Raw genomic sequence first — 14,908 nt, 5'->3', positions numbered from 1 at the left:
ATATAATGGGGCCTTAGCTCAGCTGGGAGAGCGCCTGCTTTGCACGCAGGAGGTCAGCGGTTCGATCCCGCTAGGCTCCACCAACCATAACGATTCCATTCGTTATTTTTTGTTCCTTGAAAACTAGATAATGATTATGAAGAAGCAATAACCGAGTAATCGCCATTTTAGTCAATTCTCTCTATGTTAAATAGAGTTAAAAACCTTTGATCTTGTTCATCTTCGATGAACCTGTCAAATACGGTTAAGTTAGAAAGGGCGCACGGTGAATGCCTTGGCACTAGGAGCCGATGAAGGACGGTACTAACACCGATATGCTTCGGGGAGCTGTAAGTAAGCTTTGATCCGGAGATTTCCGAATGGGGAAACCCCCTATCCGTAATGGGATAGGATCTTTACCTGAATACATAGGGTATAGAAGGCAGACCCGGGGAACTGAAACATCTAAGTACCCGGAGGAAGAGAAAGCAAACGCGATTCCCTGAGTAGCGGCGAGCGAAACGGGATTAGCCCAAACCAGGAGGCTTGCCTCCTGGGGTTGTAGGACACTCTATACGGAGTTACAAAGGAACGAGGTAAATGAACAGGTCTGGAAAGGCCGGCCAGAGAAGGTAAAAGCCCTGTAGTTGAAACTTCGTTCCCTCCAGAGTGGATCCTGAGTACGGCGGGACACGAGAAATCCCGTCGGAAGCAGGGAGGACCATCTCCCAAGGCTAAATACTCCCTAGTGACCGATAGTGAACCAGTACCGTGAGGGAAAGGTGAAAAGCACCCCGGAAGGGGAGTGAAAGAGATCCTGAAACCGTGTGCCTACAAGTAGTTAGAGCCCGTTAATGGGTGATAGCGTGCCTTTTGTAGAATGAACCGGCGAGTTACGATTACATGCGAGGTTAAGTTGAGAAGACGGAGCCGCAGCGAAAGCGAGTCTGAATAGGGCGAATGAGTATGTGGTCGTAGACCCGAAACCAGGTGATCTACCCATGTCCAGGGTGAAGTCCAGGTAACACTGGATGGAGGCCCGAACCCACGCACGTTGAAAAGTGCGGGGATGAGGTGTGGGTAGCGGAGAAATTCCAATCGAACTTGGAGATAGCTGGTTCTCTCCGAAATAGCTTTAGGGCTAGCCTCATGTAGTAAGAGTCTTGGAGGTAGAGCACTGTTTGGACTAGGGGCCCCCATCGGGTTACCGAATTCAGACAAACTCCGAATGCCAAAGACTTATCCATGGGAGTCAGACTGCGAGTGATAAGATCCGTAGTCAAGAGGGAAACAGCCCAGACCACCAGCTAAGGTCCCAAAGTATACGTTAAGTGGAAAAGGATGTGGAGTTGCTTAGACAACCAGGATGTTGGCTTAGAAGCAGCCACCATTTAAAGAGTGCGTAATAGCTCACTGGTCGAGTGACTCCGCGCCGAAAATGTACCGGGGCTAAACGTATCACCGAAGCTGTGGATTGACATCTTTCGATGTCAGTGGTAGGAGAGCGTTCTAAGGGCGTTGAAGCCAGACCGCAAGGACTGGTGGAGCGCTTAGAAGTGAGAATGCCGGTATGAGTAGCGAAAGATGGGTGAGAATCCCATCCACCGAATGCCTAAGGTTTCCTGAGGAAGGCTCGTCCGCTCAGGGTTAGTCGGGACCTAAGCCGAGGCTGAAAAGCGTAGGCGATGGACAACAGGTTGATATTCCTGTACCACCTCTTTACCGTTTGAGCAATGGGGGGACGCAGGAGGATAGGGTAAGCGCGCTGCTGGATTAGCGCGTCCAAGCAGTTAGGCCGGTAACGAGGCAAATCCCGTTACCACATAGGCTGAGCTGTGACGGCGAGGGAAATTTAGTACCGAAGTTCCTGATTCCACACTGCCAAGAAAAGCCTCTAGCGAGGGAAAAGGTGCCCGTACCGCAAACCGACACAGGTAGGCGAGGAGAGAATCCTAAGGTGAGCGAGAGAACTCTCGTTAAGGAACTCGGCAAAATGACCCCGTAACTTCGGGAGAAGGGGTGCTCATTAGGGTGAATAGCCCTGATGAGCCGCAGTGAATAGGCCCAGGCGACTGTTTAGCAAAAACACAGGTCTCTGCGAAGCCGCAAGGCGAAGTATAGGGGCTGACGCCTGCCCGGTGCTGGAAGGTTAAGAGGAGAGGTTAGCGCAAGCGAAGCTTTGAATCGAAGCCCCAGTAAACGGCGGCCGTAACTATAACGGTCCTAAGGTAGCGAAATTCCTTGTCGGGTAAGTTCCGACCCGCACGAAAGGCGTAACGATCTGGGCACTGTCTCAACGAGAGACTCGGTGAAATTATAGTACCTGTGAAGATGCAGGTTACCCGCGACAGGACGGAAAGACCCCGTGGAGCTTTACTGTAGCCTGATATTGAATTTTGGTACAGCTTGTACAGGATAGGTAGGAGCCTGAGAAGCCGGAGCGCCAGCTTCGGTGGAGGCGTCGGTGGGATACTACCCTGGCTGTATTGAAATTCTAACCCGCGCCCCTTATCGGGGCGGGAGACAGTGTCAGGTGGGCAGTTTGACTGGGGCGGTCGCCTCCTAAAAAGTAACGGAGGCGCCCAAAGGTTCCCTCAGAATGGTTGGAAATCATTCGCAGAGTGTAAAGGCACAAGGGAGCTTGACTGCGAGACCTACAAGTCGAGCAGGGACGAAAGTCGGGCTTAGTGATCCGGTGGTTCCGCATGGAAGGGCCATCGCTCAACGGATAAAAGCTACCCCGGGGATAACAGGCTTATCTCCCCCAAGAGTCCACATCGACGGGGAGGTTTGGCACCTCGATGTCGGCTCATCGCATCCTGGGGCTGTAGTCGGTCCCAAGGGTTGGGCTGTTCGCCCATTAAAGCGGTACGCGAGCTGGGTTCAGAACGTCGTGAGACAGTTCGGTCCCTATCCGTCGTGGGCGCAGGAAATTTGAGAGGAGCTGTCCTTAGTACGAGAGGACCGGGATGGACGCACCGCTGGTGTACCAGTTGTCTTGCCAAAGGCATCGCTGGGTAGCTATGTGCGGAAGGGATAAGTGCTGAAAGCATCTAAGCATGAAGCCCCCCTCGAGATGAGATTTCCCATAGCGTCAAGCTAGTAAGATCCCTGAAAGATGATCAGGTTGATAGGTCAGAGGTGGAAGCGTGGCGACATGTGGAGCTGACTGATACTAATCGATCGAGGACTTAACCAAAATGAAAAGCGGAGGCGACTGTTCAACTTCGAGAGAAGTTAGGAGCCGAAGCTAGACAAGTCATTGGTGAATACTCGGCAAAATGCTTCTTCATACATTATCTAGTTTTGAGGGAACGAAGTTTCTTCAACCAAATAGTCCGGTGGCGATAGCGAGAAGGTCACACCCGTTCCCATACCGAACACGGAAGTTAAGCTTCTCAGCGCCGATGGTAGTTGGGGGCTGTCCCCCTGTGAGAGTAGGACGCTGCCGGGCAAATGAAAGAGCACCTGATGGGTGCTCTTTTTTGTGTGTATGAAGGTCAGAAGAATAAATTTGTGCTTTAATTTAAAAGGAATTACACCTATATGTGTCACTTTGCCCGCATATGTGCTGCTTTTTCATTTTATGTGTCGCTTTCAGACATAAATGTGCAAGAACCAAAATATATGTGCTACTCCTTATTTCCGCGTCTGTTTTAAAATTCAAAGCTTTTCTCTCTAAAGATAACTAGTGCTAAATGTTAGATAAAATCCAAAGTATGCTAGATAAATCGAAAAACCTGTTAGATAAATTTACAGTCATGTTAGATAAAACCCATAACCTGTTAAATAACATTCAAAACATGCGAGATAAACCGCCAAGACAGGTATAAGCCGCCCAGATTCTACCGAAGCATGCCAAACCAAAACCTCAGCGCCAGCTGCGGACCCAAAATAAAAAGCCCCTATCAAAGGGCTTACATTTCAAGAAAATATCTCCGGCATCGTTATTTTCCGCAGTTTCTTTAAATAATAATTATATTTTGGATGACTTGTATCCGTGGCAATTAAATCATTTTCACAATCTGTGCAGATAAAAGAAGTGTATAGATGTATTCCCCTGGTTTTAGCCTGCTCGCATATGACACATTCTTCTCCTGCCTGTTTCTTTGCTAATAGCGAACCCAATCACTCCACCTCCATACCCTTATTCTGCCCAGATTAGTTGTATTGTATACAATTTTTCGAATATTCATTGGCGGGTTTTTCTGAGGTTACTTGATTAATATTGTATGATGGAAATCTAATTTGGGTGTATGTCTATAAAGGATTTCTTTTAAATTTTGCCTGATTCTTCTGGGACTGGCGCAGAGATCGCCCTTATGTAGCAGTTATATACTGGTTTTGTTAAAATAAGAGAAGAATTATAGGAAAGTGATGAAAAGTATGAGCCAGGAAAATACCCCATTATGGGACCAATTACGAAAATATGCTTCCCGCCAGCCGCTATCTTTTCATGTGCCGGGCCATAAAAACGGTTATCTTGCAGACGGTGCGGGAACAGACTATTTTAACCAGATTTTAAAGCTCGATGCAACGGAACTAAGCGGCCTGGATGATCTGCATTCTCCTGAAGGAGTCATCCTCGAGGCACAAGAGCTGCTTGCCGGCCTGTATGGGGTTTCAAAAAGCTTTTTTCTTGTGAACGGATCGACTGCCGGGAATCTTGCCATGGTTCTGTCAGCTGCAGGGGAAAATGAGACGGTGCTAGTCCAGCGGAACTGCCATAAGTCCATCTTAAATGGCATTACTCTGGCTAAGGCAAAGCCGGTCTTTTTGGCACCTGAGTATAATGCCGAGTGGGGTGTCGCCGGGGGAGTGGCTTTAGAAACGGTTAAAGAGGCGATCAGGCAATATCCCGATGCAAAAGCAATCATCTTAACCTATCCGAATTATTATGGAATGATCAATGATCTTGAAAGCATTATTCAGTGTGCCCATAATTATCGCATTCCAGTGCTGGTGGATGAGGCACATGGGGCACATTTCATAGGCGGAGCCCATTTTCCCAATTCGGCTGTTCAGCTTCAGGCAGATCTCGCTGTACAATCAGCACATAAAACGCTGCCTGCTATGACGATGGGGGCTTATCTTCATTTTAATAGCCGTTTTATTAAGGAAGAAAAGGTATCCAAATATCTGGAGATACTTCAATCAAGCAGCCCTTCCTATCCGATTATGGCTTCTCTTGATTTGGCAAGAGCGTATCTATCTTCATTTACGAAAAAGGATGAGGAGGCGCTGCTTGAAAAGGTCGGGCGTTTCAGGAGGAATTTAAACAGGATTAAAGGCATTAAGGTACTGCCATACGATCAATACAACGGTGACCCTTTAAAGGTAACCATCCAATCGGAAATCTCACTCAGCGGATTTGAACTGCAGACTCTTCTGGAGAAGAGAGGGATTTTTACGGAAATGGCGGATCCCCATAATGTCCTGTTTGTTTTACCTCTCCTAAAGAACGATATGGATTATCCATTTGAACGGGTTATTGAATGTTTGAAAGAGGACTTGAAGTCATTCGGACCGGCAGTCCGCCAGGAAAAAATCACTTTCAGCAAAAAGTCTGTTTCCGGCCTTGCCCTTGAGCAAAAGGAACAGAGCCAGCACACCATTAAAACGGTGGCACTGGAAGAGGCGGCCGGGAAAATATGTGCACAGCAGGTAATTCCGTATCCGCCGGGCATTCCGCTCTTATATCCGGGTGAAATCATTGAGGGTGAGGATATCGCAAACATCAAATTTCAAGTTCAGGCCGGAGCCCGGTTTCAAAATGGGAACAATCTAAAAAAAGGCAGTATTAACATTTATCAGGATCTATAAAAGCAGCTGGAGGAAGTAAAAATGAAAAAAGGGAAATTTATTACAGTCGAGGGACCTGAGGGTGCCGGGAAAACAACAATTATTGATATGCTGGCAAGCAATTTGGCAGAGGAAGGCTATCAGGTTCTACAGACAAGAGAGCCTGGCGGAATTGAGATAGCTGAGCAGATCCGAAGTGTAATTCTCGATAAAAAAAATACAAAGATGGACCCGAGAACAGAGGCTCTTCTGTATGCGGCAGCCAGAAGGCAGCATCTGGCTGAGAAAGTAAAGCCGGCACTGGATAAGGGATACATTATACTATGTGACCGGTTTGTTGATAGCTCTCTTGCCTATCAGGGCTATGCAAGAGGCCTTGGCATTGAAGAGGTCTATTCTATCAACAGCTTTGCGATTGAAGGCATGATGCCTGAACTGACACTGTATTTTGATATTGAACCTGAAGCCGGGCTGGAAAGGATCAACCAGCATAAAGGACGGGAAGTGAACCGCCTGGACCTGGAAAAGCTCGAGTTTCACCATAAAGTGCGAGAGGGCTATCTGAAGCTGATGGAGCTTTACCCAGAGCGCATTTTTAAGATTGATGCCTCAAAGCCACTGGAGGAAGTGTATCAGCAGGCAGAGAGCAAACTGAAAGAACGAATATAAAAATGGGCCTTAAAGATTTGATATCTTTAAGGTTTTTTTACAGACTTTAAAATTATTTTTCCTGTATTCCCTTAATTTCTGCTTGAAGATAAAATAATTGATATAATAAAAGTAAGACAATACGGAAAAAAACTTTGTAAAGGGGATGGACTTATGAAATTAATTCTCGCAGTTATTCAGGATCAGGACAGCAATAAGCTAATGAATGCGCTGGTTGATAATAATTTTCGTGCAACGAAATTGGCCAGTACAGGCGGATTCTTGAAATCAGGGAATACGACGTTCATGATTGGGACAGAGGATATTCGCGTGGAGAGAGCCCTGCAGGTTATTAAGGAAAATTGCAGAGCAAGGGACCAGCTGGTCGCACCGGTTTCGCCGATGGGCGGCAACGCGGATTCTTATGTGCCATACCCTGTGGAAGTAGAAGTTGGCGGTGCGACAGTGTTTGTTCTGCCAGTTGAGCAATTTCATCATTTTTAATTAATACAAAGAGAGCCCTTTGCGGAGGAACAGGTATGAAAATTAATCAGGAACTTCGGCTCAAGATGGAAAATTTTCGCAATGAGCAGAAGCAGTCGGACGGCAACGGCGTTAAATTTTCTGAAATGGTGCAGAAGCAGGACCGGAAGATGCAGGCTTCCCAGCTTCAAGGTCTGTTAAAGGATATAGATGCTGCAGGAGAACGGCTTGCCCGCTCCAGAACCTTTAAGGATTTAGCTAAATTTAAAACACTTGTGAAGCGATTTGTAAAAGAAGCTGTTGATTTTGGAATGGAGATGAAGCAATCTCACAGCTGGAATCAGCATGGACAGGGACGGTCTCTGAAAGTGGTGGAAACGGTTGATGAAAAACTTTCGGAGCTGACAGATGAATTAATGAAAAAAGAAGAATCTACTATTGATATATTAGGGAAAGTCGGAGAGATAAAGGGACTTCTAATAAATTTATATATGTAAGTGAGTGATACTTGTGGGAAAATCGTGGGAACAGCTGGAGGCCGTACAGCCAGTTGTATTAAAAATGTTTAAAAATAGCATAGTGAAGGATCGGCTGGCCCACGCCTACTTATTTGAAGGAATGAAAGGCACAGGAAAGCGGGAAGCTAGCATGCTTTTGGCCAAAAGCCGATTCTGCCATGAGCCGCTTGAAGGGTATGTTCCATGTGAAACATGTTCAAACTGCAAAAGGATAAACAGCGGAAATCATCCGGATGTTCATATTCTGGAGCCGGATGGGCTTTCTATCAAAAAAAATCAGATTCAAAGCCTTCAGGAAGAGTTTTCAAAGACCGGGGTCGAATCCAAGCGGAAACTTTATGTGATTGTTCATGCTGACAAAATGACAGTGAACGCTGCCAACAGTCTGCTTAAATTTCTGGAGGAACCCCATTCAGAGACGACCGCTGTGCTAATTACCGAGCAGTCACAGCAGATCCTTCCTACTATTCTATCCCGCTGCCAGGCCATTTCTTTTAAACCATTATCTCCTGCTGAAATGATCCAGCAATTAAAAAATAATGGAGTGGACCCTGCCCAGGCACCATTACTTGCACAAATTACCAATAATTTGGATGAAGCTTTGCAATATAGTTCTGATGATTGGTTTGTACAAGCACAAAAAATAGTGTTAAAATTATATGAAGTGGTAAGAAAAAATCCGCTTGAGGCCATGGTTGCCCTGCAGGAGGATTGGTTCTTGCACTTTAAAGAAAAAGAGCAGATTGATCGCGGCTTGGATCTATTACTTCTTATTTTTAAAGATTTACTATATATTCAGCTTGGAAAACAAGACCAAGTTGTCCATCTGAACGAACGAAATCGTTTAGAGCAGTTTGCGCTGCAATCTTCAGCTAAGCGCCTGACGGAACAGATGACGGCTGTTTTGGAAGCAAAAAGAAAATTGCAGGCAAATATGAATCCGCAGCTGTTGATGGAACAGCTTGTGCTAAAATTGCAGGAGGGATCTTCCTTTGTATGATGTAGTAGGAGTGCGCTTTAAAAAAGCGGGCAAGATTTATTATTTTGATCCCGGAGATCTCTCAATACAAAAGGATGACTTTGTCATTGTCGAAACTGTCCGAGGCGTTGAATACGGAAAAGTGGTAATTGCCCCGAAGCAGGTCGATGAGCATGATGTTGTCCTTCCATTAAAAAAGGTTCTTCGTATTGCAGATCAAAAGGATCGCATGATTGTTGAGGAGAACAAGCAGGCCGCCAAGGAAGCATACGAGGTATGCTGTGAAAAGGTACAAACACATCAGCTTGATATGAAGCTGGTCGATGTTGAATATACATTTGACCGAAATAAGGTCATTTTCTACTTTACGGCTGATGGCAGGGTGGACTTCCGCGAGCTTGTCAAAGATCTTGCTGCCATCTTCCGTACCAGGATTGAACTTCGCCAGATTGGTGTGAGGGATGAAGCAAAGATGCTGGGCGGAATTGGCCCATGCGGAAGAATGCTATGCTGTTCCACCTTCCTGGGTGATTTTGATCCTGTATCCATTAAGATGGCAAAGGATCAGAATCTATCGCTGAACCCAACGAAAATCTCGGGTTTATGCGGCCGCTTAATGTGCTGCCTGAAATATGAAAATGATGAGTATGAAGCAGCGAAAGAAATGCTTCCGGATCTTGGAGAATGGATTCAGACTCCGGATGGAGCCGGAAAAGTGGTAGGCTTAAATATATTGGAGCGTGTGCTGCAGGTTGATGTAAAAGAAGCCGAGCGCGTCCTCGAATATACACTGGATGAAATTTTAAAACAAGGTGCTGTATCAGTTCAGTCCACAGATTAAGAGGTGGAAGCCGTGGATAAAAAAGAAATCTTTGACTCAGTGAGTAATATGGAAACCCAAATTGGAGAGTTATATCAGCAGCTTGGTGAGTTAAAGCAGCATTTGGCAGAAATACTTGAAGAGAATAACTCTTTGAAGCTGGAAAATGAACATTTAAGACGTCATTTAGACATACCTGCGGAAAAGGAAAGCAAATCGGTGAAAAAAGGCAAATCAGAGCAGTCGGCCGATGCTGCAGATGATGATAAAGTAATTGATATAGGCGAAGGCTATGATAACCTGGCCCGCCTCTATCAGGAAGGCTTTCACATTTGCAATCTCCATTTCGGAAGCCCGCGTAAAGAGGGCGATTGTCTGTTTTGCCTGTCTTTCCTTAATAAGAAGTAACCTTTTAGCCTTCCTATGATAGGAAGGCTATTTTTCCATAAAAACAAAGAAAAGAAGCATGGAGGATCAAGAATGGATTTTTTAAAAGAAGGGGAGCGGCTGGACTACTTGCTGGCTGAAGATATGAGGATCATTCAAAGCCCGGCCGTTTTTTCTTTTTCACTGGATGCTGTCCTGCTGGCCCGGTTTGTGTATGTGCCGATCCAAAAAGGCAATCTCATTGATTTGTGCAGCGGAAATGGCGTGATTCCGCTTTTCTTAAGCACAAGAACAAAAGGGGCTATTACAGGCGTCGAAATTCAGGTGCGTCTGCATGATATGGCAGTCAGAAGCATTGCATACAATAAGCTTCAAGACCGGATTAAGATGATTCATGGGGATATTAAAGAGATCCATCAGGTATTAGGTTATGGAAAATACGATGTTGTGACCTGCAACCCGCCATATTTCCCCACTCCTTCTAAGGAAGAAATCAATGAGAATGAGCATTTGGCCATTGCCCGCCATGAAATTCTCTGTACACTTGAAGATGCGGTGAAAGCGTCAAGCGGGCTTGCGAGACAGGGAGGCAAGGTGGCATTTGTGCACAGGCCTGGCAGGCTCCTGGACATTGTCACGCTCATGCGGAAATATAAGCTTGAGCCAAAAAGGGTGCAATTTGTCTACCCGAAGGCTGGAAAAGAAGCGAATACCCTGCTGATTGAGGGAGTCAAAAACGGCAATCCGGATTTGAAAATCCTGCCTCCTTTATATGTATATAATGAAGAAAATGAATACACACCTGAAATGAGAGAGATTTTATATGGAGAATAGCCATTTTTTTTACGTTCTCCATTGCCGTGATGGCAGCTTATATGCCGGCTATACCAATGATCTTGAAAAACGGGTGAAGGCCCATAATGAAGGAAAAGGGGCCAAGTATACCAGAGGAAGAGGACCGGTTGAGCTGGTCTTCTCCCGTTCTTTTTCAGATAAGAGCGAAGCGATGAGGGCGGAATATGAATTCAAGCAATGGTCCCGCAAAAAGAAGGACGAGTTTTTAAAGCAGCACAATAATTCAATTTAATCATTTGAAAACTGTCTAGCGCCGAGCATCCTCGTCTCGAGGTCTTTAGCCGATAGCGGGTGCGCTGCGCTTTTCAAGAAGGAGACGGGTGGTACATATGTGGCAGCAAAAAAGCTTTGAGCATGAAGAAACAAAAGGAATTCTATACTTAGTCCCGACTCCGATCGGGAATCTGGAAGACATGAGTTTCCGGGCTGTCAGAATCCTGAAAGAAGCGGACTTTATAGCAGCTGAGGATACGCGAAATACCAAAAAGCTATGCAATCATTTTGAGATTGCCACACCGATCATCAGCTATCATGAACATAATAAGGAAATTAGCGGTCAGAAGCTGCTTGATAAAGTGGCCAATGGTGCAAAAATTGCTCTTGTCAGTGATGCAGGAATGCCTGCAATTTCAGACCCGGGTTATGATCTTGTAACAGCCGCTGCTGAAGAAAAGCTGACTGTGGTGCCCCTTCCCGGTGCGAATGCTGCTTTAACCGGCCTGATTGCATCCGGCATCAATACCCAGCCCTTTTATTTCTATGGGTTTTTGAACAGGCAGAAGAAACTCAAGAAACAGGAGCTGGAGGATCTCTCCAGACTGTCGGCAACCATCATTTTATATGAAGCTCCCCACCGCCTGAAGGAAACCCTCTCGCTGATGTCTGTAATTATGGGCAACAGAAATATTGCGCTATGCCGCGAACTGACCAAGAGATATGAGGAGTTTATCAGGGGTACTGTAGAAGAAGTGATAGAATGGGCTTCAAGCGGCGAAGTAAGAGGAGAATTTGTGATTATTATTGAAGGGACTTCCGAGACATGGCAGAATGCAGAAGAAACAGCCTGGTGGGAGGATCTTTCGATTGAGGATCATGTCAGACATTATATAGAAGAAACTGGTCTCCCGAGCAAGGATGCCATTAAGCAAACGGCAAAAGATCGGGGATTAAGTAAGCGGGATGTTTATCATGCTTATCATATTGAAGAATAAAAAAAGCTTCTCACACAAGTGAGAAGCTTTTGTATTATTTTACAAGTTCAAACGTGTTTTGAATTTCTTTTAACAGCTGTTCTGCACCGTCACGACTTAAAATTAGCTTGCCGTTAGCAAGTGAGATGTTTTCATCAGATACTTCCCCTGTAACCTGGCAAGTCATGTTAGGCTTGTACTTTTTAAGGATGATTCTTTCGTCGTCTACGTAGATTTCCAAAGCATCCTTTTCAGCGATTCCAAGTGTGCGTCTTAGTTCAATAGGGATTACTACGCGGCCAAGCTCATCAACTTTACGAACAATACCTGTCGATTTCATAATTAAATTCTCCTCTCAAATCTCCAATAATATTTTTCTCTATCTATATCGTTTCGTCATTATTCGACAAAATCTTTGTTACAATTATAATACCAGCCATTCCCATATACGTCAATTACTTTATTTTGGAATGAAATAGTAAATTTTAGGATGTTTAATGAAGCGTTGATAGAACTACGATTATCGAAATAAAAGTAATTTTTTACGGATAAATGGAAAAGAGATGCCGAAAATAAAATGTATAAATGATATTCGACATTTCGACAAAATTCTACAAAAATCTTGCTTTTACAATAATAATATTCGAATGGCAGTTTCCTTTTTTAGGGATAGAAAATAAAAAAATTTTATTTGAAAAAAATCCTGCTGTTCCTATCTGCCTATTGGTTGCACAATTTCAAGTTTTTAGGTATATTTTGATGGTATAAGAGGTTATGCTGACGAATATAACTTCTTGTAAAATATCGATATAGCAGGCCCAGTAACGGCAAGATTTTCTGATTAAAACTCTCGTCCAAATGGGGCGGGATTTTTTTACAGAGATAAGAAAGTAAAAATTAAAATTCGATAACTGTCTAGCGCAAGCAGCCTACCCCCTCGAGGTCACAAGCCAAGCCTTCCAATAAGGTAAAGATTTACCTTCTGTGAAGTCCGTTTTGTGCTTGAGGCCCCCGGGATGGGGGTCATGCAGATGATGCCGCAGGATGTGGTGTTCTCAGTCTGTGCTACTTCGGGGGGGGAGGGCTCCTGCGCTTTTTTAGTATTCATTGTGAGACAGCAAAAAGCATAGCTGCATATAGATATGCACTGATGTTTTCATTAAATGAGGGAGGGAATCTTGTGGAGGACAAATTAAAGACGTTTTATTTAACCACTCCAATTTATTATCCTAGCGGAAATTTACATATAGGGCATGCCTATACAACAGTGGCCGGTGATGCAATGGCCCGCTACAAGCGCATGCGCGGCTTTGATGTTATGTATCTGACAGGAACGGATGAACATGGACAGAAGATCCAGGAGAAGGCAGAAGAAAAAGGGGTAACACCTCAGCAGTACGTAGATGAAATTGTTGCCGGCATTCAGGATCTTTGGAAAAAGCTTGATATCTCTTATGATGACTTTATCCGCACGACACAGGACAGGCATAAGCAGATCGTCGAAAAAATCTTTGCTCAGCTTGTAGAACAGGGCGATATCTATCTTGGTGAATATGAAGGCTGGTACTGTACTCCATGCGAGTCTTATTATACAGAACGCCAGCTTGCTGATGGCAACTGCCCTGACTGCGGACGCCCTGTTCATAAAGTGAAGGAAGAATCCTATTTCTTTAAGGTAAGCAAATACGCTGACAGACTTCTGCAGTATTATGAAGAGAATCCAGCTTTCATACAGCCTGAATCACGCAAAAATGAAATGATCAATAACTTCATTAAACCGGGACTTGAGGATTTGGCGGTATCCAGGACAACTTTCGACTGGGGCGTAAAAGTGCCAAATAATCCAAAGCATGTGGTGTATGTCTGGATTGATGCTTTATCAAATTACATTACAGCGCTTGGCTATGGAACCGAAGATGATTCCAAGTATCTGAACTACTGGCCTGCAGATGTTCACCTGGTAGGAAAAGAAATTGTTCGCTTCCATACGATTTACTGGCCTATCATGCTGATGGCTTTGGATCTGCCTCTTCCGAAAAAGGTATTTGCGCACGGCTGGCTTTTGATGAAGGACGGCAAAATGTCCAAGTCAAAGGGAAATGTAGTGGATCCTGTTACCCTAATTGACCGTTATGGCCTGGATGCACTGCGTTATTACCTTCTTCGCGAAGTGCCATTTGGTGCGGACGGAGTCTTTACACCGGAAGGATTTGTGGAACGAATCAACTTTGATCTAGCTAACGATTTAGGCAATCTGTTAAACCGCACTATTGCGATGGTGAATAAATACTTTGACGGTGTTATTCCGGTATATGCAGATTCAGAAGGCGAGTTCGACCAGCAGCTGCTCCAAATGAACCGTGAAACGGTTTCCAAGTACGAGGAAGCGATGGAAAAAATGGAGTTCTCTGTTGCCTTGTCTGCTGTATGGCAGCTTGTCAGCAGAACGAATAAATATATAGATGAAACACAGCCTTGGACTTTAGCTAAAGAGGAAGAAAAAAGAGAAGAGCTTGCAAGTGTAATGGTTCATCTGGCGGAATCCCTGCGCAGAATCGCAGTGCTTCTGCAGCCATTCCTGACGCGTACGCCGAAGGAAATCTTCAAACAGCTGAATGTAAATGAGGAAGCCTTAACATCCTGGGAAAGCCTTGAGACATTCGGCCTGATTCCTGAGGGCACAAAGGTATTAAAGGGAGAACCGATTTTCCCTCGCCTGGATATTACGGAAGAAGTTGAGTTCATTAAAACAAAAATGCAGGGATCTGCTGCTCCTAAAGAAGAAGCGAAGCCCGAAGCAAAAGCAGAGGAAAAGCCGGATAGTGAGGAAATCTCAATCGATGACTTTATGAAGGTCGATTTAAGAGTGGCTCAGGTTATCGAGGCAGAACCTGTGAAAAAAGCTGATAAGCTTCTGAAATTACAGCTGGATCTTGGCTATGAAAAGCGCCAGGTCGTTTCGGGAATTGCTAAATTCTACACACCGGAAGAACTGGTAGGCAGAAAAGTTATCTGTGTAACCAATTTAAAGCCTGTTAAACTTCGCGGCGAGCTTTCAGAAGGAATGATTTTAGCAGGAGGTAAAGACGGTGAGCTGTCACTTGCCACAATCGCTGAATCTCTTCCATTAGGTGCAAGGGTAAAATAATATTATTTGTTTTTCTTGTTAAACATAAAAACATAGAAGTGTTAAGCGTATAACGTAAGCATTTCTATGTTTTTTATTTTTGGAAAAAATTATTGTCAG

Annotated in this window: 13 protein-coding genes, 1 tRNA gene and 2 rRNA genes; 14 read left to right on the top strand and 2 right to left on the bottom strand. The window is 44.7% G+C overall.

From position 1 onward, the window contains the following. Positions 1-7 precede the first annotated feature (7 nt). From NSQ49_RS12595 to rrf, 3 genes are all read left to right on the top strand, one after another. Positions 8-83, top strand: a tRNA-Ala gene (locus NSQ49_RS12595). Between the two features lie 159 nt (positions 84-242). Continuing rightward, positions 243-3,178: ribosomal RNA gene (locus tag NSQ49_RS12590) — 23S ribosomal RNA — on the top strand. Positions 3,179-3,316: 138 nt separating this feature from the next. Further along, a 5S ribosomal RNA gene (gene rrf / locus NSQ49_RS12585) occupies positions 3,317-3,433 on the top strand. Between the two features lie 470 nt (positions 3,434-3,903). On the opposite strand, the gene NSQ49_RS12580 is transcribed toward rrf, so the two are convergent. After that, positions 3,904-4,107 (bottom strand): sigma factor G inhibitor Gin, encoded by a 204-nt coding sequence (locus NSQ49_RS12580; RefSeq protein ID WP_159869916.1) that lies wholly within the window; start codon positions 4,105-4,107, stop codon positions 3,904-3,906. Between the two features lie 258 nt (positions 4,108-4,365). Between NSQ49_RS12580 and NSQ49_RS12575 the strand changes: the two genes are divergently transcribed. The 10 genes from NSQ49_RS12575 to rsmI all read left to right on the top strand — a co-directional run bounded on the left by NSQ49_RS12575 (position 4,366) and on the right by rsmI (position 11,682). Then, positions 4,366-5,802, top strand: coding sequence for an aminotransferase class I/II-fold pyridoxal phosphate-dependent enzyme (locus NSQ49_RS12575; RefSeq protein ID WP_251284676.1), 1,437 nt, complete (start codon positions 4,366-4,368; stop codon positions 5,800-5,802). Between the two features lie 21 nt (positions 5,803-5,823). Further along, a complete protein-coding gene (tmk, locus tag NSQ49_RS12570) occupies positions 5,824-6,450 on the top strand; it encodes a dTMP kinase (protein ID WP_159869921.1) in 627 nt (208 codons plus the stop codon). Positions 6,451-6,603: 153 nt separating this feature from the next. Beyond that, positions 6,604-6,933, top strand: coding sequence for a cyclic-di-AMP receptor (locus NSQ49_RS12565; protein ID WP_159869924.1), 330 nt, complete (start codon positions 6,604-6,606; stop codon positions 6,931-6,933). Between the two features lie 35 nt (positions 6,934-6,968). Then, a complete protein-coding gene (locus NSQ49_RS12560) occupies positions 6,969-7,409 on the top strand; it encodes a YaaR family protein (protein ID WP_159869927.1) in 441 nt (146 codons plus the stop codon). Between the two features lie 13 nt (positions 7,410-7,422). Next, on the top strand, positions 7,423-8,430 hold the full coding sequence (holB, locus tag NSQ49_RS12555; protein WP_159869930.1) for a DNA polymerase III subunit delta': 1,008 nt from the start codon (positions 7,423-7,425) through the stop codon (positions 8,428-8,430). After that, on the top strand, positions 8,423-9,250 hold the full coding sequence (locus tag NSQ49_RS12550) for a PSP1 domain-containing protein (protein ID WP_035332950.1): 828 nt from the start codon (positions 8,423-8,425) through the stop codon (positions 9,248-9,250). The genes holB and NSQ49_RS12550 overlap by 8 nt, the downstream gene beginning before the upstream one ends. A 12-nt stretch (positions 9,251-9,262) precedes the next feature. Continuing rightward, positions 9,263-9,637 (top strand): DNA replication initiation control protein YabA, encoded by a 375-nt coding sequence (yabA, locus tag NSQ49_RS12545; protein ID WP_159869933.1) that lies wholly within the window; start codon positions 9,263-9,265, stop codon positions 9,635-9,637. A 72-nt stretch (positions 9,638-9,709) separates the two neighbouring features. Then, positions 9,710-10,450: a tRNA1(Val) (adenine(37)-N6)-methyltransferase gene (locus NSQ49_RS12540; RefSeq protein WP_159869936.1), complete on the top strand. Its 741-nt coding sequence runs from the start codon at positions 9,710-9,712 to the stop codon at positions 10,448-10,450. Then, positions 10,440-10,703, top strand: a complete 264-nt coding sequence (locus NSQ49_RS12535; protein ID WP_251284675.1) for a GIY-YIG nuclease family protein — start codon at positions 10,440-10,442, stop codon at positions 10,701-10,703. Before NSQ49_RS12540 ends, NSQ49_RS12535 begins: the two co-directional genes overlap by 11 nt. Positions 10,704-10,800: 97 nt before the next feature. After that, entirely contained in the window at positions 10,801-11,682 is an 882-nt protein-coding gene (gene rsmI / locus NSQ49_RS12530; protein ID WP_159869942.1) for a 16S rRNA (cytidine(1402)-2'-O)-methyltransferase, read from the top strand. Positions 11,683-11,716: 34 nt separating this feature from the next. On the opposite strand, the gene NSQ49_RS12525 is transcribed toward rsmI, so the two are convergent. Next, positions 11,717-12,001, bottom strand: coding sequence for an AbrB/MazE/SpoVT family DNA-binding domain-containing protein (locus NSQ49_RS12525; protein WP_144546004.1), 285 nt, complete (start codon positions 11,999-12,001; stop codon positions 11,717-11,719). A gap of 840 nt (positions 12,002-12,841) precedes the next feature. On the opposite strand from NSQ49_RS12525, the gene metG reads away from it, so the two are divergent. Then, positions 12,842-14,809: a methionine--tRNA ligase gene (metG, locus tag NSQ49_RS12520; RefSeq protein WP_251284674.1), complete on the top strand. Its 1,968-nt coding sequence runs from the start codon at positions 12,842-12,844 to the stop codon at positions 14,807-14,809. Positions 14,810-14,908: the final 99 nt, after the last annotated feature.

The sequence above is a fragment of the Cytobacillus sp. FSL R5-0377 genome (assembly GCF_038004385.1).
In the GTDB taxonomy this organism is placed as follows: Bacteria; Bacillota; Bacilli; order Bacillales; family Cytobacillaceae; genus Cytobacillus.
This window is presented reverse-complemented; position numbering and strand designations above follow the sequence as displayed.

What these genes read in the sequence shown, in the direction of transcription:
- NSQ49_RS12560 (WP_159869927.1), top strand. Translation starts at nt 6,969, where the DNA reads ATGAAAATTAATCAGGAACTTCGGCTCAAGATGGAAAATTTTCGCAAT.
- NSQ49_RS12525 (WP_144546004.1), bottom strand. Translation starts at nt 12,001, where the DNA reads ATGAAATCGACAGGTATTGTTCGTAAAGTTGATGAGCTTGGCCGCGTA.
- NSQ49_RS12535 (WP_251284675.1), top strand. Translation starts at nt 10,440, where the DNA reads ATGGAGAATAGCCATTTTTTTTACGTTCTCCATTGCCGTGATGGCAGC.
- rsmI (WP_159869942.1), top strand. Translation starts at nt 10,801, where the DNA reads ATGTGGCAGCAAAAAAGCTTTGAGCATGAAGAAACAAAAGGAATTCTA.
- NSQ49_RS12575 (WP_251284676.1), top strand. Translation starts at nt 4,366, where the DNA reads ATGAGCCAGGAAAATACCCCATTATGGGACCAATTACGAAAATATGCT.
- NSQ49_RS12540 (WP_159869936.1), top strand. Translation starts at nt 9,710, where the DNA reads ATGGATTTTTTAAAAGAAGGGGAGCGGCTGGACTACTTGCTGGCTGAA.
- tmk (WP_159869921.1), top strand. Translation starts at nt 5,824, where the DNA reads ATGAAAAAAGGGAAATTTATTACAGTCGAGGGACCTGAGGGTGCCGGG.
- NSQ49_RS12565 (WP_159869924.1), top strand. Translation starts at nt 6,604, where the DNA reads ATGAAATTAATTCTCGCAGTTATTCAGGATCAGGACAGCAATAAGCTA.